The sequence below is a fragment of the Photobacterium sagamiensis genome (assembly GCF_050337085.1).
Lineage (GTDB): Bacteria > Pseudomonadota > Gammaproteobacteria > Enterobacterales > Vibrionaceae > Photobacterium > Photobacterium sagamiensis.
Genome location: NZ_JAKJSP010000064.1, coordinates 1 through 15,493, shown reverse-complemented (window position 1 = coordinate 15,493; position 15,493 = coordinate 1). Strand labels below are relative to the sequence as shown.

At 45.6% G+C, this 15,493-nt stretch carries 14 protein-coding genes; 7 read left to right on the top strand and 7 right to left on the bottom strand.

What is annotated here, in order from left to right:
- Positions 1 to 10: 10 nt before the first annotated feature.
- Positions 11 to 1,354 (bottom strand): MATE family efflux transporter, encoded by a 1,344-nt coding sequence (locus tag L4D76_RS24420; protein ID WP_428443468.1) that lies wholly within the window; start codon positions 1,352 to 1,354, stop codon positions 11 to 13.
- Between the two features lie 411 nt (positions 1,355 to 1,765).
- Between L4D76_RS24420 and L4D76_RS24415 the strand changes: the two genes are divergently transcribed.
- Positions 1,766 to 3,058, top strand: a complete 1,293-nt coding sequence (locus L4D76_RS24415) for a DEAD/DEAH box helicase (protein ID WP_428443467.1) — start codon at positions 1,766 to 1,768, stop codon at positions 3,056 to 3,058.
- Between the two features lie 64 nt (positions 3,059 to 3,122).
- On the opposite strand, the gene L4D76_RS24410 is transcribed toward L4D76_RS24415, so the two are convergent.
- Both L4D76_RS24410 and L4D76_RS24405 read right to left on the bottom strand, forming a co-directional pair.
- Positions 3,123 to 3,989: a PfkB family carbohydrate kinase gene (locus L4D76_RS24410; RefSeq protein WP_428443466.1), complete on the bottom strand. Its 867-nt coding sequence runs from the start codon at positions 3,987 to 3,989 to the stop codon at positions 3,123 to 3,125.
- A 369-nt stretch (positions 3,990 to 4,358) separates the two neighbouring features.
- Complete coding sequence (locus L4D76_RS24405) at positions 4,359 to 6,224, bottom strand: beta-ketoacyl synthase (protein WP_428443465.1); 1,866 nt, start codon at positions 6,222 to 6,224, stop codon at positions 4,359 to 4,361.
- Between the two features lie 139 nt (positions 6,225 to 6,363).
- Here L4D76_RS24405 and L4D76_RS24400 point away from each other — a divergent pair, with 139 nt between their 5' ends.
- On the top strand, positions 6,364 to 7,344 hold the full coding sequence (locus L4D76_RS24400) for a GlxA family transcriptional regulator (protein ID WP_428443464.1): 981 nt from the start codon (positions 6,364 to 6,366) through the stop codon (positions 7,342 to 7,344).
- A 113-nt stretch (positions 7,345 to 7,457) separates the two neighbouring features.
- On the opposite strand, the gene L4D76_RS24395 is transcribed toward L4D76_RS24400, so the two are convergent.
- From L4D76_RS24395 to L4D76_RS24380, 4 genes are all read right to left on the bottom strand, one after another.
- Positions 7,458 to 7,730, bottom strand: coding sequence for a hypothetical protein (locus L4D76_RS24395; protein WP_428443463.1), 273 nt, complete (start codon positions 7,728 to 7,730; stop codon positions 7,458 to 7,460).
- A 281-nt stretch (positions 7,731 to 8,011) separates the two neighbouring features.
- Positions 8,012 to 8,464: an NfeD family protein gene (locus L4D76_RS24390; RefSeq protein WP_428443462.1), complete on the bottom strand. Its 453-nt coding sequence runs from the start codon at positions 8,462 to 8,464 to the stop codon at positions 8,012 to 8,014.
- Positions 8,461 to 9,396, bottom strand: coding sequence for an SPFH domain-containing protein (locus L4D76_RS24385; protein WP_428443461.1), 936 nt, complete (start codon positions 9,394 to 9,396; stop codon positions 8,461 to 8,463). Before L4D76_RS24385 ends, L4D76_RS24390 begins: the two co-directional genes overlap by 4 nt.
- 201 nt (positions 9,397 to 9,597) lie before the next feature.
- Positions 9,598 to 9,990, bottom strand: a complete 393-nt coding sequence (locus L4D76_RS24380) for a VOC family protein (protein WP_428443460.1) — start codon at positions 9,988 to 9,990, stop codon at positions 9,598 to 9,600.
- Positions 9,991 to 10,165: 175 nt separating this feature from the next.
- Here L4D76_RS24380 and L4D76_RS24375 point away from each other — a divergent pair, with 175 nt between their 5' ends.
- From L4D76_RS24375 to L4D76_RS24355, 5 genes are all read left to right on the top strand, one after another.
- Positions 10,166 to 11,158, top strand: coding sequence for an ElyC/SanA/YdcF family protein (locus L4D76_RS24375; protein WP_428443459.1), 993 nt, complete (start codon positions 10,166 to 10,168; stop codon positions 11,156 to 11,158).
- 178 nt (positions 11,159 to 11,336) lie between these two features.
- A complete protein-coding gene (locus L4D76_RS24370; RefSeq protein WP_428443458.1) occupies positions 11,337 to 12,476 on the top strand; it encodes a DUF8173 domain-containing protein in 1,140 nt (379 codons plus the stop codon).
- A 525-nt stretch (positions 12,477 to 13,001) separates the two neighbouring features.
- On the top strand, positions 13,002 to 13,718 hold the full coding sequence (locus L4D76_RS24365; protein WP_428443457.1) for a hypothetical protein: 717 nt from the start codon (positions 13,002 to 13,004) through the stop codon (positions 13,716 to 13,718).
- Positions 13,719 to 13,879: 161 nt separating this feature from the next.
- Complete coding sequence (locus L4D76_RS24360) at positions 13,880 to 15,055, top strand: hypothetical protein (protein ID WP_428443456.1); 1,176 nt, start codon at positions 13,880 to 13,882, stop codon at positions 15,053 to 15,055.
- A gap of 122 nt (positions 15,056 to 15,177) precedes the next feature.
- Positions 15,178 to 15,493 (top strand): peptide deformylase (locus tag L4D76_RS24355; RefSeq protein ID WP_428443455.1); only part of this gene is annotated, 316 nt, incomplete at its 3' end.

The following is a 15,493-nucleotide window of genomic DNA, read 5'->3' as shown; positions in this document are numbered from 1 at the left end:
CAAATTTCATTTAGCAATATTTCTTAATCACTGTCTGGATACCTCTTTGATAGAGTACCCAAGCCATAACACCAGCAGCAAAATTACCCAGCATGGCGCCAACAAACATACCTTCGAGCCCGGCAAGATATGCGCCCAACCATAGAACTGGCAGGAAGCAAACAAATAAGCGCAGACCGGAGATCAGTAAAGCTCGCATTGGCAGAGACAGTGCGTTACAAATTGATACCATCAACATACACACCCCTAACGGGCCAAGGCTAATTGGCAGCCACGTCAGATGAATTGACAGTACATTGCCGACACTGACTTCACTGGTTAGTAATTGCGACAAATAGGGTGATACAACGAACAGAATCGCGGCGATCAGTAGCTGCCAAATCAAAACAAACTTAACCGCAATCCCGACCAGCGCTTTGATTTTCTTGATATCACCAGCCCCCAGCAACCTGCCAATCATCGGAGGCATCGACATGGTAAGCGCCAGGATCACCACAATCGAGAAAAACTCTAATCGCGAACCTAACGCCCAGGCAGCAACGGTTGCAGCACCGAACCCGGCCACTAATTTTGTGGCGAGCATGGATGACAAAGGCGGTAATAACTGACTTAACATAGCCGGTGCCATGATATGCCCCAGCTCTTTAACAGATGATAAGACATCAAGCCCCTGCCATTGAAAGCTCATCCAATGCCGTTTAATTACCAGAGGATATACCACCAGCATTCCCGCACCGAAAGACACAATGGTTGCCCATGCTGCCCCCGTTAACCCCAAGTCAAAGGTGAAAATAAACAGCGGATCCAAGGCGATATTCAGCAAACTGGTCACAACCATCATGATGCCAGGCACCATGGTATTACCATTGGCACGGCATAAGCTGTAAGCAAAATAGACCATAGCACCGGTCCATGAACTCCCCAGCCACACAGGCCAATAAGCATCAATCACTGGAAAGACGTTTTCCGGTGCCCCCAACAAGCTCAGGATCTGTCCGCGCAGCAGCCAGATCACGCAGCAAATGGCAAACACACCAACACCGCCAGTAAGTACCACCAGGCCACCCAGTTGTTTCGCGCGTTGCGGTTCATTTGCCCCAAGAACACGGGAGATCAACGATGTCGTCGCAATACCCAAACCGACCTGCAGGCCAATGACCACCATTTGCATCGGCAGGGTAAAACCTTGCGCCGCAAGCGGTAAGACACCAAGCTGACCGATAAAGGCGCTATCAACAAGCTGAAAGCTCATTAATGACAATACCCCGAATAACATCGGCCACGTCATTTGAAACAGGTGCCGGGCTAAATCAGGATAAGAAGAGTGAGAAACTGTCGCAGTGTTTTCGCGCATGAAGTTTATGACAGTAGATAAATAGGTTTAGTAGTTTACGAGTTTTACTGGCAGAGCTAAAGGAAAGAATACTTAAGCAGTATTGCCTGGAATACAAAACTAGAGAAATGGACACACCACGATGACAAGGCAATTCTCAGTCAGCCCCTCAGCAATAGAAAGTTCACCGGATCAGGTGCCGACAGCAATAACGTCACGGCCAAAACACCTTTTCATTACTCATCTGCGACCATTACTGATAAAAATGGACAAATAATCGGCAAATATACAAAATTAGTGCCCACAGACTATGATTATTACTCTATAATCTGCCACCGTATTTTTAGTCAGGCTTGTATTACATTCGGTGGTTTAGCGACACGTCAATATTGAATGTATGGGTAATTTAGCCGTCTGCTTTAGGAACAAAGAATGTCATTTTCATCACAAAACTTTTCTCCGGAAATTGTGCGCGCCCTTACTGAATGTGGTTACGAAAAGCTAACCCCCATTCAGAAACAGGCTATCCCACACGCTCGTCGTGGACATGATATCCTTGCGAATGCACAAACAGGTACAGGTAAAACTGCCGCATTTTCTTTGCCTATTATCCAGCAGATTTGCAACAGCCCTAAGCCACGTAGCCGCTTCAATGTTCGCGCTCTTATCCTTGCTCCGACTCGTGAGCTAGCCGCGCAGATCGCAAAAAACATTGAAGACTACACCAAATATGTATCTATCAATGTTGCTGCTATTTACGGCGGCACCAAGATGTCATCTCAAGAGAAAAAGCTGGAACAAGGCTTAGATATCCTGGTGGCTACCCCAGGCCGTTTACTTGAACACCTGGAACTTAAAAATGTTTCTCTGGCGAACCTGGAATTTCTGGTTTTCGATGAAGCTGACCGCATGTTAGACATGGGCTTTATTACAGACATTCGCTCTATCATGAGTGGTATTCGCTCCCAGCCTCAGACGATGTTGTTCTCTGCAACCTTCTCTAGCCAGATGAACAAGCTATCAACCGAAATTATGCGTAAACCTAAGCGTATTTCTGTTGACCGTGAAAATGCTACCGCTGATACCGTGTCTCATGTTGTTTACCCTGTTGATGAAGATCGCAAGCGCGAGCTGTTGTCTGAACTTATCGGTAAGAAAAACTGGCAGCAAGTGCTGGTTTTCGTGAACTACAAAGAAACCGCAAACATGCTGGTTGATGAACTGAAACTCGATGGTATTAAAACCGTACTATGTCATGGTGACAAAGCGCAGAGCGCCCGTCGTCGTGCCCTGGACGAGTTCAAAGAAGGCAAAGCGCGCGTGATGGTCGCGACAGAAGTTGCTGCTCGTGGTCTTGATATTCAAGGCCTGCCACATGTGGTGAACTATGATATGCCGTTCCTGGCCGAAGACTATGTACACCGTATTGGCCGTACCGGTCGTGCCGGTCAGAAGGGTCACGCTGTCTCTTTCGTGAGCCGTGAAGAAGAATTAACCCTGGTACAGGTTGAAACACTGATTGGTCAGCGCATTCACCGCGTACAGCTTGCTGGCTATGAGCCTGCCAGCCGTGATGCGCTGCTACAGAAGATGCAGACCAAATCTGCATTCAAAGATCGCAAAGGTCGTACTAACAACCCAACCGATCAATCAGCGGCAGAGCGTCGGGTCAAATTACGTCAGGCGATTAAAAACAAAACTAAAATCACTCACCTGAAGAAATAATTCTCGCGAAATAACATAAAGAGAGCGCTGATTAGCTACTGCTTGTCAGCGCTTTTTTATTAGATTAGCAGTTTTGGGCATCGTCCAGATAGCGCTTTAACACCGCCCCCGGAATGGAACTTTTCGTTGCGACGGCAAATGACGCCCACATCGCGCCCTCGGCCATAGCATCCGTAATAGAAACCTCCTGTAGCAATCCGTTAATCAAGCCAGACGCAAAGGCATCACCAGCCCCCGTAGTATCAATAACTTCTGCAGATACCGCGGGAACATGAAACTGTTCATGCTCGGTGTAAGCCGTAGCCCCTTTCTCACCATCCGTGATAATAAAATAGCGCAAATGGCTTCCCGCGATTTGTTGACCATATTGCCACACTGACAGCTCACGTCCCGATCGCTTGGTACGGCCTGCCATATCAGACTCAGATGAAATCAACACGTGACAAGGGCGAGAGCGCTCATCTTTGGCTAACTGGGCGACAACCAGGGTTTTATCCAATGCAGCTTCAGCCCAGATCTCACCACCTAAAGCCGATGAGTTGATATACAGCGCATCCCATTGGGTAAAATCTGGCGCGTTACCCAATTTGAAAACAGGACGTTCAGGGCGAATAATGGTTCTTTCACCATCAGGCGTCATCATCAATATTAATTCAGGCGTCACGACATCATTTCGTTGTAATAAGTGACAATCTAAACCTTGCAAGCTGGCTTCTGCCAATAACCAGTCTGCGGTTTCATCCCGACCAACCTGGCTGACTAAAGCCACACGGTGGCCTGCCCATATCAAGCCTAAACCTGTATTGGCCCCACCACCACCTAACCGTCGGCCAGCATCTTTATAATGGTGACGCCCTCCCATGGTTAGCGGTTTATCAAGCTGTAAAACGCGGTCACAATTTAAGTTAGCTAACAGAAGAATATTCGCCATAATTACTCGTTTTCCTGCGTTCACGTCATTAAATGAATCTGAGACTTCCCCCTTAGTACTTCATCAAAGAAGTTGACAAGCTCAGTCACCAAACGTCGTCTTTCCGTAAGGTGAGGAACGAACTTATACGGAATCTAAGGAGCACACGGTTAGAACTGGATCCCGGATATTTCGTTCCTCAATTCCGGGATGACATGTTTAGGAACATCAACAATTCATAGTCTATACGAAAGAGTACTCGTACTTATTGGTAGATGACAAATCTTTATAAAACAAGATCATGAAAGAAGTAAAAATGCGAGACCGCGGTACCAATTCCGGAAAGAATTGGTACCGCGGTCTTTATATAAGGTGGGAGTCAATTAACGATCAACAATAATCCGCGTATGGATTCTCTTGAGGCAATGGAATTGCCTGTTCAAACTCAGAAAGACGTAACTCATTTTGTGTCATCGACACAGACGTTTCATCCATGACACTTTCACCAAAATGATAGCGAATGGTTTCATTACCCAGGCAAGCTTCTTGATCGCGGATCTCGATACGCGTCTTGATCTCGACATTCCTATCGTAATAAGCCGCCAGCGCATCAGCACCATGTTTAGCCAGTAACATATCAAGAGTCTGAGCCGGCGATAACACCAGACCGGTTGCATTATTACCGCCAAAACCTTTGGCATTAAGGATCACCGCTTTATAGTCTTCCCCTTTCAGACCCGCGAAAGCATGATCAGTCAGAATGTTCAGGTTTGATTGGTGCACATCGTCAGCAATATGATCGATAGTTTGAATACCCGGGATCCAGCCATATTGCCATACACCTAACGAAGCAATTAACTGATCGCCCGCAGCGACACTCATCGAGTGACCAACATACGATTTAATAGCGGTAACCGGCCAGTTATCAATGGCAAAGGTTTTCGCTACTTCATTCAGAATATGGCTTTCGGTAACACGGTTCTGCGGCGTGCCGGTACCATGCGCCTGAACAAATGTCTGCTTAACGCCTTCTTCACCAAGGATCGCTTTCGCCAGGGCTGTCGCTTTAGCAACCGTTACGTAATTACCAACACCTGGCGCTGAAATGGATTTTTTGTTGGCATCCGCGTTGATAAATACATCAGCGACCGAACCATATATATTGAGCCCCAGCGTTAAGGCCAGCTCATCATCCATCAGCACCACAAACTGGGCAGATTCGGCCATCGTAAAGCCAGCATTAGAGGAAAATGGTCGACATGCGCGGCTATTATCAACCGTATCGCTGTTATCTAATGCTTTTAATTGTTCATCTTCAGCCAACGCGCCCATCACACGGAAGCCTTCCATAATTTCGGCAACAACCGGCGCTTCGGCATTACCCACAATCGCTACTTTAGATTTGCCATGCTGGATATCGTACATACCCTGACGTAAGTTATACAGGAAGGTTGCACAAGCCCCCATATTCGTACCTGTAGTACCAACGCTGTTAATCACATAGCCATTGATAAAATCAGCAGGCATTTCCGCAAATGATAAAGCCATCATCTTTGTACTGACACGACCACCAGTTAATGGCGCAGCCAACATACCCGCCAATGATTGATCATCGATTTGCCCCAGACCACTACCGGCATAGACAGACACTTCGTCTGGCTTGATATGCCGAAGAACCTCTGACCAGTCCACGCCCAGTGAATTCAGGGCATCTGACGCGCCATACACTGTCAGTTTCAGACCCCGAGGGTGGAAACGAGAGTTATACCGTGTACCCGGATCGAAACCGGCAGGAATATTACCACCGCTGCTCACAGGAAAAGTCACCCGATCTTCCAGCAGCGCATCCAGGTTACCGTTTACCGTCACGGTCACTTTGCTGCCTTGTTCTTCCACGCTCCAGTTGTCCGGGATCACTGCCGGCAATTTTGACTTTCGTAACGTGAACGAAATCTGATCGTTTTCGGAGCTTAATGTGGTTTTGTATTGATATAGCAAGTTCTCAGGATCAAATGAGTCGATTCGACGCACCAGCGTACCCGCTTTAATCGCTGCGATAATATCTTCATTAACAGCGCCTTCACTGACGTCCTCACCGTTCTCCAGCCCCATGCGGCGAGCCAGATCCTGCCAGGTCATGTTCATCTCATCTGCGGTTAATACATCGGCGACCATACGCTTGTAACTGTGAAAGCCTGAACTACGGCCAGCAGCGTTAATGCCACCAAAACCAACGATAAGAGGTAACTTAGTCATTCTGAACCTATATCAAACATTGTTTTAAACAGAAGGATATCAACTTACACTGGTTAATCACCTTGTAAATATGCCAAAATCACTGCCATTCAAGCCAGCGTGGTATTTGAGCGTTATTTATATGATTGAGAGTGAATAGATGAAAGTGGGATTTGTCTTATACCATCGTGCTCTGATAACCGGCGTATCGCTGGCTGCTGAAATGTTGAGCAGCGCCGCAAGTTTAAGAGAACGAAAGCAACAACGTGACAACCCTTTTGATATCAAACTGATCGCCCCTTCTTTGAAGTCGCCTAAGCTTACCGCAGGGATCAAGCTTCAGCCCGATATGACCTTTGAAGACGAACACATTTTCGACATCGTCGTACTGCCCCCAATGTGGGGAAATCCGATATCATCGCTCAGTCATACCCCCGAGATCGTTCCCTGGTTGATCAGGCAATACCAGCATGGCGCAAAACTGGTCGCGACCGGCACCGGTGTCTCCTGGCTGGCTGAAACCGGATTACTCGATAATCAGGTCGCAACAACCCATTGGTACTTTTATGAAAAGTTTGCAGCGCGTTATCCCCGTGTACAGCTGAATCGACAAGCTTCGATTACGGCTGCCAACGGCCTGTTCTGTACCGGCAGTATTAACTCCCAGTCAGAGATGATTTTATATTTGATTGCAGAAAACTTTGGTCAGAAGATAGCCAATACCATTGAAACCCATTTCGGCCATGAAATTTCGAAATCAGCCCAACAGCCTTTCTACCAAATTGGCGGACAGGTGCAGTTTGATGAATCCATTGCGCTTGCTCAAGACTGGATGAAACGTAATCTGTCACAACCGATGACCGCACAAAGTGTGGCGATACAATGCGGGATACCACTAAGAACCTTTAATCGGAAATTCAAAGATCAGATTGGCCAGTCTCCCCATCAGTATCTGCAAAAAATCAGGATGGAAACAGCGCAACAGCTATTACGAGATTTTGGTATGTCAGTACAAGAGGTGGCAGAACAAGTCGGCTACAAAGATGCTTATCATTTTTCGACCCGATTTCAACAAGAGTTCAGTTTAACCCCAAGCAAGTACCGAAAAATGGTCAAAGCCAAGATCTATAATGCAGAGTGATCATAACGTCAGTTGATACCACTAAAAACGCCAGCGAGGGGAAATCGCTGGCGTTTAATATTTTTTTTAATCTGAATATCCGAGTACCGTTTCACAGTGAATTGGTACTAGCCTCAAAATTTGCGGCTGGCGGTAATGTCTTCACATTCACCATCGATCACGGTGTGAGGATCTGCCATATTGGCTTTGGCATAACCCGTTGGTGTATATCTCGCTTGTGAATAGCCCGCTTGCGAATAGCCTGCCTGCGCATACGCCATTCTTTTTTTAATAAATGGTCTGGCTAATAACGCTGCAACAGCAATAAACAGCCCCATGATTGCGGCAAATGACACGGTGAAAAGACCAACTACCAAAGCAATAAAACCAGCAATAAGATTTCTCATATTCGTGCCTCTTTAATTCAATTCAGGTTTTCAGCCTGTAACAGTTCAGTTAATACCCAAACCACCTCAAGATTGAATACAGCATATCTGAACAAAGATGAATCAATCATGAACAGAAGCCATATTCTGCATGCTAATGATTGAGTGCGTCCTTTCAGTGGTTCAAATAAAAGACGATCTATCGTCAAAAAAAAACCGTAGCGACTTCTGATGTCTGACTTTCAGAATGGCTACGGTGTTTAATTACCCAGTACATATTCGCTTGTGGTTGATAACGGCTCTTACTGTTTAGGCCTTATCACCAAAGTAATGCCATCAACGGCAATCACTTCTACCAGCGTACCGGCATCAAGCTCTACATCAGATCGAACAGCCCAGGTGGTATCTCCCAGCTTCATGCGGCCCGGGCCGACTGGGACCGGCTGATCCAGTATACATATCTGCCCAATAAGCTGTTCCGTTCGTTTATTCAATGTCCGGTGTTTATCCTCTGCACGATCCTGACGATGTTGATAGCGCCACCATAACCATGTAGTGAAAAGAGAAAACACCACAAATGTCAGCCATTGAACTGACCAGCTCAATGGCATGAATGACATAATTAATCCAACCAGAACAGCTGATATTCCCAGCCATAGCAAGTAACCAGCAGTTCCTAAAAGCTCAAATGCCAGCAATGCTAAACCGAAAGCCAGCCAATGCCAGCCATTCATCTGTTCAAGCAGTTCAATCATGCGTTTGTACCTTTTGATGGTTCTGATTTGGAACTCAGTAGTTCAGCAATCCCCGCCACAGAGCCCATTAAGCCTGTCGCTTCAAGTGGCAACATAATGACTTTGCCATTCTCTGCCTGACCGATCGATTTCAATGCATCGGTATAACCTTGAGCAATGAAGTAATTGATCGCCTTCACATCACCTTGGGCTATCGCATCAGAAACCATGGTTGTTGCCCTTGCTTCTGCTTCTGCCGCACGTTCACGGGCTTCTGCCTGAAGAATCGCTGCCTGCTTGTCGCCTTCTGCTCGTAAAATTTCAGACTGCTTATGACCTTCTGCTCGAAGAATTTCTCCCTGACGAACCCCTTCCGCTTCAAGAATATCGGCACGCTTGTTACGTTCAGCCTTCATTTGCGCATTCATCGCTAAAATAAGATCCGCCGGTGGTTGAACATCTCGGATCTCAATACGAGTCACTTTAACTCCCCACGAATTAGTTGCCTGATCAACAATCGTTAATAATCGGGTATTAATGGTATCTCGTTGCGACAGCATTTCATCCAGCTCCATCGAGCCCAATACTGTACGCATATTTGTTAAGGTCAGATTACGAATGGCATGTTCCAGATCATTAACTTCATAGGCTGCTTTAGCCGCATCAATGACTTGGATAAAACAAACAGCATCAATAGTCACACTCGCATTATCACGAGAAATCACTTCTTGAGCGGGAATATCGAGTACTCGCTCCATCACACTGATCTTGTTTCCAATCCGATCAAAAAATGGCACGATCAAATTTAAACCAGGGTAGATGGTTTTGGTATATCGGCCAAAGCGCTCTACTGTCCAATTACTTCCCTGAGGGACAGTTTTGACACCTGACGCAATAAAGACAATAGCAACAACTATAAGCACGCCGATCGTGATTAACGTATCGTAAGGCATTTCGTTTCTCCTAGACTAAAACCGAGATGAACAAAAGAATCGTCAGGATACCGTTTTATATGCCGATGTTGAATAATTGGTTTATGTTATTGCTTAATTTTTTAGGTTAGATCAATGAATTACAGAAATTTTAATATAACAGGCAAGGTTCACTACGTCTAGAAAATCACAATCAGACCGAACCTTGCCCATACTAGCAACTCATTCTTCTTTTTCTTCATAAGTAATAACAGAGAGAACTGCCCCGCTATTATCATAGAAAGCACACATTCGGCCGACACCCGGTACATCCATTGGCGGATAAACGGCTTTTCCGCCTGCCGCTTCTGCTTTGGCTAAGCAGGCATCAACGTCATCCACTGTAATATATGTTCCCCAATAGTTGGGGATTTTTTCAAAACCTTCCGGCTTAGCCATAATACCACCGACAGGTTCTCCTCCGGCTTTAACAACATGGTAAACAGTTTCAGGCATTTGCATGACTTCAACTTCCCAGCCCACAACGTCTTTGTAGAACTGAACCGCTTTTTCCGGATCATCGACTATCAGTTCAGACCAGCTAAATGCACCATGCTGTTTGAATGGATTGTTCATCGTTTGCTCCTTTAATTTGAAACTCCCAAAACGAATTGGCTTACTCATTTAAAGTAGATGAATCTGACTATGCATGACGGAAAATTTTATTTTTACTCGCCTTCTAAATAATTATTGATCATTATGTAATAGCTAACAGTCTGACAATACCTTTTAAAGCCCCAATGATACGCCTATGATGACCCAACTATTACATAATGCCCTGACTGCCTTTAATTGCCCAAATCGAGACAGTTACCCTCTGCAAGGACGTTATGTCAGTAATCTTGTAGCTGTTGAATATTATTTAACACAAGCGATAGCCCATGAGCCGAAGCGGCAAGATTTACAGATCACTTTGGCGAATATGCAAACCTTTCGTGGTGACATAGGGCTCGCATTACACTCCTACCAACATGCCCTTTCGTCGGCAACATCAGCATCCGAAAAAAATTTGGCCCTGATTTACCTGTCGGTATGGCACTACTACCAAGGCAATTTACCCGAGTCCCAGCAGTATCTTGAACAGCTCATCACGGCGGATAAGCCCTTAGCTAACAAGGTAGCGTGCTTATTGAGTAAAGTAGAAAGCATCGTGTCGACGCCTGTTCACTATTGTCCTGGTGAATTACGAGAAAATGAATTACCAACTGAAGATGCGCATTTCAACCATGCCATCATCACATTAGGGTTCAAGCTAAATGATGATGGCTCAATGGCTGCTCAGCTATTGCAACGACTGAGACTCACGGTAGACCTCGCAAAGCGATACCCACGCAGTGTCATCATCGTCACTGGCGGGCTCGAAAAAGCGGGAAGAACAGAGTCTCAAGCCATGAAAACCTGGCTAGTAGATCAAGGGATCTCAGCTGACCGAGTCATAGAAGAAGATCAGGCAACCAACACCATAGACAATGCCCTATTCAGCTTAGCACTGCTGGCTCAACATCAGATCCATCGCGCAACGCTGATCAGTGCATCCATTCATGTTCATCGCTCACAGGTATTGTTCGACACACTGCAATGGCGAGAAAATAACACCACTATCCATTTTACCCATTGCGCAGTCGAAGACGGCCTATCACCTTCCAGTCGACCTGCCGGCAAAGTAAAACGTGATTGCTATATTGATGCCCTGCGCTGCTTTGGACTGCCCGCCTTCAACTGCTCTCCGTTAATTCAGCTTTAAAGTAGAACTTATACCCAAGTTACCTGCATCTTGAGGTTACTTGGGTATACAACCATCACATATTTTCATCCGCTTGCTGCTTGGAACGTGAGGTACACATACCAATAACAGCATACAAGCCGTTTTTTACTCTACTATCAAAGGAGAAGGATCTTCGATTCCAGAGGACAAGGATGCCATGAACCCACGAACTCACACCCTTATCTGTTTTTTTGCCGCTGTACTTACCCTGATATGGGGAACCGCGCTGCAGGCACAAGTCATGGGCGAAACAGTGCTGATCCGTGCACCGGTCGAGCACGATCTCTATACCGCTGGCCGCCATATCGAAATACTTGCCGAGGTGAAAGGCGATCTTGTCGCTGCCGGACAGGTGATCAACGTCACCGATACGGTGAATGGCGATGTGATCGCCGCTGCAGAAATCATTAATCTGCGCGCCAAAGTGTTAGATGATGTGCGTGCAGCCGGTCGCCGGGTGATCGTCAGCGGCGAGGTGGGCGATCATATGGTGGCAGCGGGAGAAAACGTTACCCTGGAGTCAGGCAGCCGGATCGGTAGTTGGGCTTGGCTGGCTGGCGAATCGGTGCGGGTGTCAGGACAAGTAGGCGGGGAACTGAAGGCGGCGGCACGCCATGTAATTATCAGCGGGGAAGTGATGGGAGATGTGGAGCTGATAGCCGAGCAGATCGAGATCCTCGATGGCGCCCACCTTCACGGTGATCTGATCTGGCGCAGTGAGCAACCGCCAAAGCTCGGTGACGATGCCGTGATCGACGGACGCATCATCGAGCGGCCGCTTCCGGAGCATATGGAACAGGACGGCACTGTTCCGCTGGCTGCATTTACATTTTTCGCCGTCAGCCTGATGACCACCGGGGTGGTGCTTTATCTGCTGTTTCCGCGGGTGACAGATCAAGCCATGGTCATGCTGCACAGCCAACCCTGGCTCTGCCTCGGGCTGGGCGTGATGGTGCTGATCACCACCCCGCTGATAATCATGCTGCTGTTTGTCACCACCATTGGCTCGCTGCTTGCCCTGGGGCTGCTGGCCAGCTATCTGGTGATGATATTGGTTGCCGTGGTAACCGGCATCTTTGCCGTTGGCGATCTGGGCCTGCGCCTTACCGGAAAAAGGGAAACGGCAGGCAAGGGGCTGCTTATCCTCTCCTTTCTTATCGCCATCATCCTGCTGGGGCTGTTACAGCTCATTCCCATTGTCGGTGGGGTAATTAAACTGGCAGTGGTGCTGTTCGGGCTGGGCGGATTGGCACTGACGGCCTATCGAGGCAGACAGCTTCCATCCCCGACTATCTGAGCATAGCGTCACAGTATGATTGTTCCAGAACTGTAGATCTGGTCATAGCCTTGCTCGCCCAGTGGCTCAATAATGGCTCGTTCTAATTTGGCTTCGGTAAATTTTAGGCTCATGGTTTCCGTTCCTGGCACAACGACGGTTTTGTTATTGGTTAGTAGCGCAGTATTAACCTTGCGTCCCTGAAACTTCTCTTTCCATAATTCGGGGTTCTTACGCAGTGCCTGTCGTCCATGTCAAGATGAGCAACAATAATCATACAATCCGAACAGCATCAAAAAATCCATACATCTTTGGTGGTATCGTTGTCTGCATAACAAGGCATGCGCAGATTGATTTCTGAGGGCGGTAGCGTGCCATTTAGAGGCTTGGTTAATCATTGCTGTGATGGTTCACCTTGGCTACTCGTAAATGATCGATTGGGTAAATACCGAACTCAGATCGCATATTTCATTCGTATATCTACCGATAAACAGGAGATATACGAACCGAGTTCGTTGAATAAAATGTTATGTTTTTGGGGGGAAATTGAAATTAGTTGGTATGTTTTTCGCGGTACTTGTATTGCTTCCAATAGTTCTCTACATCAATCAATTCGGGTTTGGTGTTTGGTGTTTGGTGTTTGGTGTTTGGACAGATCATAGCAAATGGGCTGAAATGGGTAGTTTCTTTGGTGGTGTTCTAGGTCCTATCATCACAGTAATATCTGTCACCTTTTTATACGTACAACTAAAAGAGCATCAAAAGCAGCAGCAATACACTCTAGATACATTAAAATTACAAAAAATCGAGTCTGATATTGCCTTTTTTTCTTCGATTGTAAAGTCTGAACTAGAACGCAAAATTCCGACTATGAATAACCGAGTGTTGAGCGATATACTAAGTCATCATGCTGCTGAGGTTTGTTCAGTTCATACCAGCTATCAAGGAAATAAAGATCCTGATTTGATAATCAAAGAATTTGGAAAAAGGTCTTTTGATTTCTTAATTTGTTATGAAAGTTTGTTTGCCTCATGGAATGCAATAAATGCACAGCTACACTCACTTATTAAGTTGGACCTATCGTTAGGTATGGAAAACTATAAGTCTCAACGTGCAAGAGTTTTTGCCAGCCTTGATAGTATTTTATGTACCCATCTCGATACTATATCAATGTCCTTAGATCAAAAATTTGCGCCACATTTTCGACCAACATTTGAACATGTTAGACATGAAGTACAACAATCATTGGCAGAACGAACATAACAGTCGCATCAACACGATTTACTACATTCGGCATTCTAGATTGTCTTTAGTTTCAGTGATTAAGGCGGTAAAATTCAGCTTAATCTGCATAGTAGTAAACGTGTTATGCAGGCGTTAGGCAACAAATCGAATTAGTCAACAATACATCGAGGGTTAACTGAGTGGAAAGTAGTGTCTTTGTAATGACTGGTGATAAACCCATTACAGAAAATAAACTTAAAAGGTTAGTCGTTCAGCACCAGAGCGTGGGGTTCAGTCATATCGAAGATAAAGCGATAGTTAATGATAAGGAGGTTGTTGAAGATTTTGGTTCGATGAGTGTTGGCTGGGCTGCTAGAGGACTCTATCCTAGAGTTGATGGTTATGAAGAGCTATATCATGACGTTATGAAAGGGGTTAGTTCTCTAGTCAACCGGAGAATAGTGAACCCTATTCACTCGTTCGATATAAAAACAATTGATCCCGGGTCATATTGGGTTGCTCATAATTCAGCTCTTTCGAAAGAGTCTTTAGTAAGAAGTGCTGCACTAGATGCAACTAACTCTAAATCACCTTTTAAATTGCCAAATACACTGATCAGTGGTGGCGGTATTGCTCCAAGCGGGGCAAAGTCAAAATATGCAGTTGAATATCAGCCAGGTATAACTTTCGATGATATTAACGATGATTGGTTAATGATTGCAAACTTGAGAGTTGGTAGAGCATTGAAAGCTATGCGAATGGCTCAAGCTCTAGGGGCAACCCCAATTGCTATTGATGCGATTAATACAAATATATCAATGGATTTTTTGAAATCTAATTCAAGCGTATACAAACAGCATAACTCTATTATAGATTTTTCATTGGAATATAGTGTTATTGACAACGATAAGCTTGAGCAAGCCCTTGAGGGAGCTTCATGGAATGATGTTCTGCATATTCGAAAGCAAACTTTACCAGTGCTTGCTCAGACAAAGAACCTACTCTCAAAGAAAATGAGAAATATGGGTCGGTATGACAATAAGTCACCCGAGGAGCTTCTTCAGTTGATCACTAACCTTCAGCGAGAGTTTTTAAACCTCAAAGAAAAAGAAAGTGAGGCATGGGAAGCTCTTAGAATAGGCTCTGTTCTAAAAACAGGCGGTGCTGTCGGTACATGGGCCTTAGGGTCTTCAATTATTCCAACGACTATGGGAATAACAGAATCAATCTTGTCACTGTTAGCAACCGGACTGATAGCGTCATCAACGATGAAAGATGAACTTCTTGCTATTGTCCCTGCAAAGAGAAAGCTTAAAGAACATCCACTATTTATTCTAGATGACTGCAAGTCTTTACCTTTGGCTACTGTTGCCTAAAGCAATCAAGGTGATGCGTTACACTCGGCGGTTTTGCTGTGGAGTTCAGTACGCTTTGTAAGTGTATCGTTCGCACACCTTATTCTAGGCGTTATAAGCCCTTATTTTAGTTTCGAGGTAAAATGGCAGTTTTAGAAGTACTTACAATTCCGAATCAGAAGTTAAAAATTCAAGCTTCTGAAGTTAAAGATATCAGTCAAGTTCAGCAATTAATCGAAGACATGCTCGAAACTATGTACAGTACCGATGATGGTATTGGTTTAGCTGCAACGCAAGTTGGCAGAACGGAAGCTATCGTTGTTATCGATATTTCACAATCCCGAAATGAGCCATTGGTGTTAGTGAACCCTATAATTGAAAGTGGTGATCATAAGGAAATCGGTCAAGAAGGCTGCTTGTCTGTTCCTGGTTATTACGCCGATGTTGAAAGGTTGAAAG